The 10,248-nt window shown below is 68.9% G+C and carries 8 protein-coding genes and 1 pseudogene; 4 read left to right on the forward strand and 5 right to left on the reverse strand.

The genetic code is table 11. The features are described 5' to 3' along the window. The 5 genes and pseudogenes from ACWDO5_RS33565 to ACWDO5_RS33585 form a co-directional block, all read right to left on the reverse strand. A pseudogene (locus ACWDO5_RS33565) lies at positions 1 to 278 on the reverse strand (ABC transporter permease); the annotation flags it as partial. A 723-nt stretch (positions 279 to 1,001) separates the two neighbouring features. Further along, positions 1,002 to 1,943: a quinone oxidoreductase family protein gene (locus ACWDO5_RS33570; RefSeq protein WP_450534339.1), complete on the reverse strand. Its 942-nt coding sequence runs from the start codon at positions 1,941 to 1,943 to the stop codon at positions 1,002 to 1,004. 34 nt (positions 1,944 to 1,977) lie between these two features. Beyond that, positions 1,978 to 2,304, reverse strand: coding sequence for a nitroreductase family protein (locus tag ACWDO5_RS33575; RefSeq protein WP_450534340.1), 327 nt, complete (start codon positions 2,302 to 2,304; stop codon positions 1,978 to 1,980). 106 nt (positions 2,305 to 2,410) lie between these two features. After that, positions 2,411 to 3,877, reverse strand: a complete 1,467-nt coding sequence (locus ACWDO5_RS33580) for an aldehyde dehydrogenase family protein (protein ID WP_450534341.1) — start codon at positions 3,875 to 3,877, stop codon at positions 2,411 to 2,413. A 93-nt stretch (positions 3,878 to 3,970) separates the two neighbouring features. Next, positions 3,971 to 4,966 carry a zinc-binding alcohol dehydrogenase family protein gene (locus ACWDO5_RS33585; RefSeq protein ID WP_450534342.1) on the reverse strand — a complete coding sequence of 332 codons (996 nt, stop codon included), beginning with the start codon at positions 4,964 to 4,966 and terminating at the stop codon, positions 3,971 to 3,973. 463 nt (positions 4,967 to 5,429) lie between these two features. Between ACWDO5_RS33585 and ACWDO5_RS33590 the strand changes: the two genes are divergently transcribed. From ACWDO5_RS33590 to ACWDO5_RS33605, 4 genes are all read left to right on the forward strand, one after another. Beyond that, positions 5,430 to 6,593, forward strand: coding sequence for an NAD(P)-dependent alcohol dehydrogenase (locus ACWDO5_RS33590; RefSeq protein WP_450534343.1), 1,164 nt, complete (start codon positions 5,430 to 5,432; stop codon positions 6,591 to 6,593). Positions 6,594 to 6,776: 183 nt separating this feature from the next. Continuing rightward, the gene (locus ACWDO5_RS33595; RefSeq protein ID WP_450534344.1) at positions 6,777 to 7,847 is read left to right on the forward strand and encodes an MBL fold metallo-hydrolase; all 1,071 of its coding nucleotides are present in this window, start codon (positions 6,777 to 6,779) and stop codon (positions 7,845 to 7,847) included. 116 nt (positions 7,848 to 7,963) lie between these two features. Beyond that, complete coding sequence (locus tag ACWDO5_RS33600) at positions 7,964 to 8,500, forward strand: MarR family winged helix-turn-helix transcriptional regulator (RefSeq protein WP_450534345.1); 537 nt, start codon at positions 7,964 to 7,966, stop codon at positions 8,498 to 8,500. A gap of 79 nt (positions 8,501 to 8,579) precedes the next feature. Further along, a complete protein-coding gene (locus ACWDO5_RS33605; protein ID WP_450534346.1) occupies positions 8,580 to 10,124 on the forward strand; it encodes an LLM class flavin-dependent oxidoreductase in 1,545 nt (514 codons plus the stop codon). The last annotated feature ends 124 nt before the right edge of the window (positions 10,125 to 10,248 follow it).

Below are 10,248 nucleotides of genomic sequence, written 5' to 3' on the forward strand. Positions count from 1 at the left end.
CCGGCGTAGAGCAGCCGCGGGTCACCGCCGGGCAGGAACGCGGCGAAGACGTCGCCGTGCTCGACGGCTGACCGGGCCGCAGCCTCATCCGGCAGTTGCTTGACCCGCAGGGCGCCCGGCCGATGTCCGGGCAGCGCTTTTGCCACCGCCGACACCTCGGCCGTGGTGCCCACCGCCGCGACCGGCAGCCCCCGGGGCACCGGGGCGTGGAACGCGGCCAGGTACACGCTGATGAAGATCGCACCGGTCGCCACGGCGACCGCGACCGGCAGGAACACCGGTTGGACCCTCGCTAGCCACTGGCGCGGGGACAAGCCTTTCCGTCTCTGGGGAACAGAGACCTCATCGATCCGGAGCACAGGGGGGTGTATGTCAGGCATTTCTCTGTTCCTTGCTGGTGGAAATCAGACCCTGGCGTCGGAAGGAGCGACAACGAGGAGCACATCCGGAATGCCGGGTCATGGGCCGCCCGCCGGCCGACTGAATCTCACCGCCGCGGCACCCAGAAGCGGCACATTTAATTAGTTGCGCAACGAACTATACAGCGTGCCTGGTCAAGCAGGCAGGGTGGGCAGGAAAGTGACGCAGAGACCGCACCTTCGCGACGGCGGGTTCAGGCGTAGCGGGCGGATTGGGCCCATGGGGCCGTGTTTGAGGCAGGTGAGCCTCTCGTCCGAGCCCGGGGCCATGTTCCTCCGGTCGCAGAGCGTGACCCGTCGACCAGGTGCAGTCTCGCCGAGCGTCGATCGATCATGGTGGCCAGCCCGACACGGGCCACCGCTACCCGGGCAGGCGTCCTCCCCGGCGATGACCGCCACCAGGGTGTCCTGCCCCACAGCCGTATCGTCCGCCTCCGAGGCGAGGTCATTGGCCCACCCCCCACGTCGGCCACCGCGCGGCGCAGATCCCGCACCCGCGCATTGACCTGTGGTGTCTCTACCAGAGCGACATGGCCAGTACGCTCCGCGGCGAAACGTCCGGCCGCGGGTTGCACGCGCAGGTCATGGCTGGACAACGAGCTTGTGCGGTGCGCCCTGCTGGAGACGCTGCCAGGTCTGCTGAATCGCGTCCAGCCTGACGGTCTCCAGGTCCACCGTGAGGGCACCGTCAAGCGCGTGTCTGGTGAGCTGCTGGTACGCCGCTCGCCGCACGTCGACCGGGGCAACGACCACGCTGCTGCCGATGATGCTGATGTGCTTGTTCCGGAAGACCGGCGCCGCAAGTGGCGCCGTCGGGCCGGCGGCATTGCCGACCTGGACGAATCGAGCCCCCATGGTCGCGTGTTCGATGGCCCGGTTGACGATGTCACCCCACAGCAGGTCGACGATGACGTGGTAGCCCTCGGGTGCCGCTTCGGTCAGCGACGCATCGACCGCTGACGCCTCGCTGGTCCCGAGATCGAGCGTGGCGTCGGCTCCGTTCTTCATGGCCTTCTTCAGCGCGGCCGGATTCCTGCCCGCGATGACGACCCGCCCCGCTCCGAGGACCTTCGCGATCTGGACGGCGAGTTGGCCCACTGCTCCAGCGCCGAGGATCAGCACGGACTCCCCGCGCTGCAGGCCGCCGCGGCACTCAAGGGCCAGCCATGCTGCCAGTCCTGGGACGCCGAGTGCGGCCGCCAGTGCGGGATCGAGGTCCCGGGGGACGGGGAATGCGAATTCATCGGGCACCGGCACGTACTCGGCGAGGGTGCCGTATGGCTCGGGCGGGCTCATGAGGTAGCTGCGCGTTCCGTCGTCGAACTCCACGACCCCTTCGTAACCCGCGACGAACGGCGGCGCCGGTCGCCGGTGGGGCATTCCGCCACCGGCGATGACCAGGTCCAACGGGTTCAGCGCCGCAGCGACCAGGGTGCCGACGCGCTGACCGTTCGCCGGGGTGGGCTGGGGGAAGCCCGCGAGTACCGGAGCCTTGCCGAACTCATGGATTACTGCTGCCTTCATGTCTGTCCTTTGTCCTTTCTCACGCTGTGTAGCACTACGTCGAGTAGCAATGGGTTCGCGCGTAGGCGAGCACCGCGATGACGGGGGCGGAGGCGCTCTTGGCGCGGTTGCCCTCCGCCAGATGCGGGATCAGCCGCTCTTGCTCTTCCTGCGTACGCAGGAAGAGCACGCGCATGGGGTTGATGTTGGCCGATGTCGGTGGCCATTTGGCCAGTTCCCAGATGGCCCTGAGGGCCTCGTCGGGAACGGGCTCGTCGGTGAAGGAGTTCGCGGTGCGCGCGCCGGTGAACAGCAGACGGCGCGCTTCGGCCTCAAGGACGAGATGGTCCTCGTAGGGGTCGGGCGTCGGGGGTGTGTTCATCGTGAGGGTTCCGTTGCCGGATGTCTCTGTGGGGCTGATTCCTGGAAACGGATGGGGCCGGAGCGGCCGTCCCAGGGGTGGCCACTCCGGAAGATTGCGGGGTTGGTCAGGAGGAGTGGCGGGGCGCCGGGTGCACGAAGTGCTTGATCTCCTGGAACTCCTCCAGCGCGCGTTCGCCGTTGAGGCGCCCGACGCCGCTCTGCTTGAAGCCGCCCTCTTCCATCTGGTCGACGATGACGGCCCAGGTGTTGGTCCAGACGGTTCCGGCGTCCAGTTCGCGGCCGACCCGCAGCGGCCGGTCGACGTCACGGGTCCAGATACTGGCCGCGAGGCCGAACTCGGTGGCGTTCGCGCGGGCTATCGCGGCGGCTTCGTCGTCGAAGATCTCGAAGGTGGCGACCGGGCCGAAGATCTCCTTCTGGACGATCGGGCGGTCCACGTCCTCGACCTCTACGAGGCTCGGCCGGACAAAGGCGCCCGCGGCCAGCGGGCCGTCGGTGACCCGGCCGCCCCGGACGAGGATCTTGGCATACTCGGCCGCGTCGGCGACGGCCTGGTGCACACGGTCGGCGTTCGCCTGGTCAATGAGCGGACCCATCTCGCTGGCCGGGTCGTCGCCGGGACCGACCCGTACCGCTTCCAGGGCGGCGGAGAGCCGGGTGCGCAATTCGTCGGCCACACCCCGTTGGACCAGGATCCGGCTGCCGGTCATGCAGAACTGTCCGGTGAAGGTGGTGACCGCCTTGGCCAGCACCGGGACAGCGGCGTCCAGGTCGGCGTCGTCGAAGACGATCATCGGGGTCTTTCCGCCCAGCTCCAGGGACATTCCCTTCAGCGACGCGGAAGCGTCGGCCATGATGCTGCGGCCGACATGCGTACTGCCGGTGTAGCTGAGGACGTCCACATCGGGGCTGGCGACGATCAGCCGGGCACCGGCGCTGCCGGACTCGGTGAAGGCGTTGAAGACGCCCCGGGGCAGTGACGGGGTGCCGCCGATGATGTCGAACAGCAGGTGGTTGGTGAGCGCGGTCTGGCCCGGCAGTTTGAGGGCGACCGTGGCGCCTGCGGCCAGGGCCGGGGCGAAGGACCGGACGGAGAGGATGACCGGCGAGTTCCAGGGCGCGATCACTCCGGCGACGCCGGCGGGCTGGCGCAGGGTCATCGAGTACAGACCGGGCTTGACCTCGGACGCCCGGCCTGACTCGGTCAGGGCTAGGGCCCCGTAGTAGCGGATCTTGGAGATCGTCAGACCGACTTCCAGTGCGGCCTCGGAGCGGATCTTGCCGTTCTCCCGGGAGAGCAGGGCGATCAGTTCGTCCTGACGTGCGGCCATGCGATCGGCCATCTCGAAGAGGGCTTTGGCGCGCAGGTCGCGGTCGCGGGACCAGTCGCCGGCTTCGAAGGCCCGGCGGGCGGCGGCGATGGCGGCCCGCGCCTCGTCCGCGCCGCCGTCGGCGAAGGTGCCCAACACCTGTCCGGTGGCGGGATCGAGCGATTCGGTGATCGTGTCGGAGTCGGTCCAGTCGCCGTCGATGAAGTTGCGGGCGTGGACCGTGCCGGTGGTGGAGGACATGAGGGCTATCTCCTGGGAATCCGGAACATCTGAAGTGGGCGTCTTGTGGGTGTACGGCACCCATGTCTGTGGGGTGTGGCACCGGTGGGCGGCTTACGGGCCGGGATGGGTAACGCGGACGACGAGCTTGCCGACGGCCTCGTTGGCCTCCATCACAGCGTGCGCTTCACGGATCTGTTCCAGGCCGAAGACCTGGTGTACGGGGACGGTGAACTGTTCGGCCGCGATGGCGTCCAGGTAGTGCTGGAGCACCGGCGCGGGGAGGTCGGACGCGTCGCCGGCGTAGGCGGTGAGCCGCACGCCGTTGGGGAGGTAGGCGTGGGGGAAGAAGTCGGGCACCATCCACTGGTGCGACACCATGCCGGTGCTGCTGACGGTGCCGTGGACCCGTGCGGCGCGCAGGGAGTCGCGCAGGGTGGGCGTGCCGACGAGTTCCAGCACGGCGTCGACGCCGCCGGGGACCAGTTCGCGCACCCGGCCGGCGATCTCGCCGCCGTCCAGGATCGGATGATCCACGCCGTGGGACGCCAGGGCGTCGAGCCGGTCGGCCCGGCGGGTCGTGGCCAGGACGGTCGCCCCCATCTCCTTGGCGATGGCAGTGGCCGCCAGGCCCACGGATGAGGTGCCGCCGCGGATGAGTAGCGTCTGCCCCGGCCTGAGGTCGAGGCCGACCGTGAGGGAGCCGTAAGCGGTCTGGAGCATCTCCGGGAGAGCCCCCACCGTCTCCCAGGGCAGGTCCGTGGAGATGGGGATCACCTGCCCGGGGGGAACGACCGTGTACTCGGCGTAGCCGCCGTCGAACGTGCGCCCCATTCCTCCCATCATCGCTACGACTTGCTGACCGGGCCGGAATCGCGTTCCGGGCGCGGCGTCGACAACGCCGACGGCCTCGATACCGGGGACGCGGGGGAAGGTGACGCCTTCGGACAGCCCGAGGCGCAGATACAACTCGGAGCGGTTCAAGCCGAACGCCTCGACCCGGATACGGACCCACCCCTCGCCGGGCTCGGGCAGGGGCAGCTCGCGCAAATGCAGCGATGCAGGGGGGCCGGGACGGTCAAGCTGGACGGCCCGCATGGTGGTGCTCATCCGCGTTCCTCCAATGACTCTTGTCGTCTCCGCCCGCATGCACGCCTGGACATTCGGAGACATGGTGGTCAGGTGGCCGGCGGACGCCCTGCGGGCGTGGCCGTCCGGCACAGGTGAGACCGGACAAACGCTGCTGGCCGGACGGCTCTTTGCCAAGGCCAGTGAAACACGAATCTAGTTCGTTCCACAACGAACCACAATACCTCCAGCGTCGTCACAGGGGCAGGCATCCCCGAAGCGGCATCGGCAGCTCATGAACCAAAGTCGCACCGCTTGACCCACAGCCGAAGGCGTGTTTATCTTCGTTGCAGAACGAACTATATGGTGGCTTGCCGGCAGCCCGCCGGTGCCCGCTGTTCGTTCGGTTCCGTTCCACGCCGCCGCGAGCGGCCGATGGATCACCACCCCCGCCGGCGGGCCGTTCGTGCCCGTGCGGGAGCGCATCCGGTTTGGAGAATTGGTCATGGTGGCAGCAGAGGACTCCTCCTCCCCGCGCACGCACAGCGATCCCGGCCCGTCGGCCGCCGCCGTCAGGGCCGCGGTGGTCCGGGAGAAAGGCGGCCCGTTCGTGTTCGAGGACCTCATCCTTGACACCCGGCTCCGCCCCGACGAGGTACTCGTCAAGGTCGTCGCCACGGGCGTCTGCCAGACCGACATCCACGTACGGGACCAGGCACTCCCGGTCCCCCTGCCCGCGGTGCTGGGCCACGAGGGTGCGGGGATCGTCGAGCGGGTCGGTGACGCGGTCACCACGCTCACCCCCGGCGACCGGGTGGTGATGTCCTACCAGGCGTGCGGCCACTGCAAGCCGTGCCTCAGCGGCAACCCCGCCTACTGCGCGTACTCCTTCCCGCTCAACTTCGGCGGCTCCCGCCCCGATGGCTCCAACGCGCTCAGCGCCGACGGAGAGGAGATCCACGGCCACTTCTTCGGGCAGTCGTCCTTCGCCACCCATTCCCTCGCCACCGAGCGCAATGTCGTCAAGGTCGACGAGGAGGTGCCGTTGGAGCTGCTCGCACCGCTGGGCTGCGGCCTGCAGACCGGCGCGGGCGCGGTGCTCAACTCACTCAAGGTCCCGGCCGGGGCATCCGTCGTGGTCATCGGCACCGGAACCGTGGGCCTCGCCGCCGTCATGGCGGCCAAGGTCGCCGGAGCGAGCCCGATCATCGCGGTCGACATCGTCCCCGAAAGGCTCGACCTCGCCCGGGAGCTGGGCGCCACCCACACCATCAACGCCCGGGACGAGGACACCGCCGCGCGGATCGCGGAGATCACCGGCTCCGGCGCGGACTACGTCCTGGAGATCACCGCGCGGCCCGAGATGCTCACCCTCGCCGTCGACGCGCTCGCCCCGCTGGGCACCGCCGCCCTCATCGGCGGGGCCCCCGCCGGAGCCCAAGCGCCCGTGAACATGAACGCGCTGCTCGGCGGGCGGACCGTACGAGGCATCGCCCAGGGCGACTCCATCCCCCAGTTGTTCATCCCCCAGCTCATCGACCTCTACAAGGCCGGACGGTTCCCCTTCGACCGGCTCATCGCCCACTACGGCTTCGACGACATCAACCAGGCCGTCACCGACACGCGGACAGGGGCTGCGATCAAGCCCGTGCTGCGCACCGGGCAGTAGCGGCACACCACCCGCACCATTCCCGGACTCCGGGAGTGCGGCACCACCGGCTCCGCACTCCCGCCTTCACTCACAGGGGAGTAGCGGCACACCACCCGCGCCATCCCCGGACTCCGGGAGTGCGGCACGCCATCACCGGCCACGCCCTCCCACCTACACCCACACCACAGAGGACAACGCATCATGAACGACTACCAGAAGCCCGGCACTCCCACCGACCGCCACCAGCTCGGCGCGGCGGGCATGCCGCTCAACACCCTCGCCGACTACCGGCCGATACCGGCGGACGGTTACGGCGCTCTGTTCCTGCCCGACCGGCTGGCCAAGGGCTATCACGTCGAGGAGATCAACGACGGCGCGTACTACGTGACCTCGGGGGCGTACGACACGATGTTCGTGCGCACCGGCAACGGGGTTGTCGTGGTGGACGCCCCGCCGCTGCTGGGTGAGAACCTCAACCGGGCCATCGCGGAGGTCACCGACGAGCCCGTCACCCACCTCATCTACAGTCACTGGCACTCCGACCACATCGGTGCCGCCGGCATCTTCGCTGCCGACAAGCCCAAGGTCATCGCGCATGACTACACCCGCGAGATGATCCAGCGCTGGCCGGACCTCGGCGGCGAGCGGGGACTGCCCGTGCCCACCGACACCATCACCGAGAGCGAGACTCTCGACGTCAACGGCGTCCGGTTCAACCTCGACTACCACGGCGTCAACCACACCCCGGGCAATATCTTCATCTACGCGCCCCAGCAAAAAGCCCTCGCGGCGATCGACATCATCAGCCCCGGATGGAGCGCCTTCAAGCACTGCGACGCCTCCGAGAACATCCGCGGCTGGGCCGAGGCCCACGACTGGATCCTCGATTACGACTTCAAGGGCGTCGTCTCCGGCCATGTCAACCGCTACGGCACCCCGGAGGACGCCAAGGCGTCACGGGACTACACCAACGACATCGTCGAGTTCTCCAAGGAAGCCCTCGACCATGGCCAGGAGTTCGAGTACATCGAGCGCATCGGGTTCAGCAACGCCTGGGTCCTGTGGGAGAACTACTTCAACGAGATGACCAACTACGTCACGAAGAAGACCCTGGAGAAGGTCACCGACAACGGCCAGACCTGGGCCCAGCGCCTCTCCGGCGCGGACGTCATGACCAAGTACCACGCCTACTCCGTCCTGGAGGCCCTGCGCCTGGAGTACGGCATGGTCACCGGCTTCGAGAAGCTGATCCTCCCCCAGCCCCGCGCCTGAGCACACCGGGACGGGGAGTACGGGTCGGGCCCGGGCAGAGTTGCTCTGCCGGGCCCGACCTCTTCCCGGAAGTCTTGGATATGATTCGTTGCGAAACAAACTTTTCGGAGGGGGCCATGAGCCTGAAGAACGGAAACGAAGCGGCCGAGGCCCCGGCGCCCGGCGTCCGCCAGGACACGCCGAGAGGGGCCTCACCGGCCCGCCCGCTGAACCGCGCCGAGCGGGCCGCCTGGCTCGGACTGCTCTCCACCCATCTGCGGCTCCTGCGCACGCTCGACACCGAACTCGTGGCGGCCGAACGCATCCCCATGTCGTCGTTCGAGGTCCTGCTCACCCTTGCCGAGGCACCCGAGGGCCGCCTGCGGATGAAGGACATCGCCGCCTCCCTGCTGATCAGCCGCAGCGGACTCACCCGCATCGTGGACGACCTCGAACGCCAGGGCTTCGTCGAACGGCGCAAGTGCCCCACCGACGCCCGCGGCTTCGACGCCGTCCTGACCGACGCCGGCACCAAGGCGTATCGCCGCGCCCGCAAGGTCCATCTCACCAACCTCCGCAGCGAGTTCCTCGACAAACTCACGCAGGAGCAGCTCACGGCACTCAGCGAAATCTGGCGCACGGTCGGCTTCGACCAGTCCGCCAACACCTGCTGACCCGCCGCGCCGCGCTGACCGGCCTACCTACCCGGCCGCCCAAGGCGGCCGTCCACTCACGGAAAGTCACCACACCCTCATGACCGACTACGGACACGACCTGCGGTTCGGCGCATTCCTGACGCCGACGGCCGAGGGGCACGACGACCTCATACGCCTGGCCACCCTCGCGGACCGGATCGGGATGGACCTCATCGGCATCCAGGACCATCCCTACCAGCCCGCGTTCCTCGACACCTGGACCCTGCTGTCCCACCTGGCGGCCCGGACCGAGCGCGCGACGCTGTTCCCCGCTGTCGCGAACCTGCCCCTGCGCCCCCCGGCCGTCCTGGCCAGGTCGGCGGCCACACTGGACATCCTCAGCGGCGGCCGTGCCGAACTCGGCATCGGGGCAGGCGCGTTCTGGGACGCGATCGCCTCACTCGGCGGCCCCCGCCGCACACCGGGTGCAGCAGTCGATGCGCTGGACGAAGCCATCACGGTGATCCGGTCGATGTGGTCACCGGGGTCTGCAACGGACTTCGAGGGTCGCTACTACTCCCTTGAGGGAGCCCGCCCCGGCCCTTTCCCCGTACACCCCATCGGCATCTGGATCGGCTCGTACAAGAAGCGCATGCTGGAACTCACCGGCCGGCTCGGAGACGGCTGGCTGCCCTCGTCGATGTACGCGCCCCCGAGCGAGCTGACAGGCATGAGCCGCACCATCGACGACGCCGCCCACGCGGCGGGCCGCGACCCCGCCGCCATCCAGCGCATCTACACCGTCACCGGACGCTTCTCCCGCCTCGCCTCGGACGGCTTCCTCACCGGCCCCCCCGAGCTGTGGGCGCGGCAGCTGACCGAACTCGCCCTCACCCAGGGGATGAGCGGCTTCGTCCTGGCTCCCTCCACAGCGGACGCCGAGCGCGATCTGCGGACCTTCGCCGAAGAAGTCGCCCCACTGGTCCGAGACGCCGTGAGCGCCGCCCGCGGCGGCACATCCCCCGCCGCGCCCAAGGACGCATCCGTGGACTCCGCGGCTTTCGCCGACAATGACGGCCAGGACCGACAGCAGGCACCCGAGCGCATCGACCTCTGGTCCGCCGACCCCCTGAGCGAATCGAGCAGGCCCCGCGCCCCCAAGCAGCAGCTGACGGCGGGCCGTCCCGGCAGCACGGGCACCCGCCTGGTACTCATCCACGACAACCTGCGCCAGGAGATGCGGCAGATCCGGGAGGCGGTCGCACAGGTGGCGGCCGGCCAGCAGGACGCCGCCACGGCCCGCTCAATGATCAACAGCCTCACGCTGCGCCAGAACTACTGGACCCTCGGAACGTTCTGCACCGCCTACAGCCGCACCCTCACCACCCACCACACCATCGAGGACCAGTTCATGTTCCCCGAGCTCCGTAAGAAACAGGAATCACTGGGACCTGTCGTCGAACAACTGGAACACGAGCACGAGGTCATCGCCGAGACACTGGCCCGCCTCGACGCCGCCCTGGTCACCCTCGTCCAGGACGACAGCCAGATGAGCGCGGTCCAGGACCTCGCCCAGCTGCTGGACCGCATCCTCAGCTCCCACCTCGGCTACGAGGAAGAGGAACTGGTGGAGCCGCTGGACCGGCTGGGCATCAACGTCTGACCCGCCGGCTCACCGGGACCGGCGGGACAGCTTCTGCCCCCGGCGGTCCCGGCCTCTGTTGCGTTCAAGGAGCAGCAGGCCGCCGACAGCGGCCACCGCCCACGCGGCCAGGATCACCACACCG

The organism is Streptomyces sp. NPDC000880 (assembly GCF_053599675.1).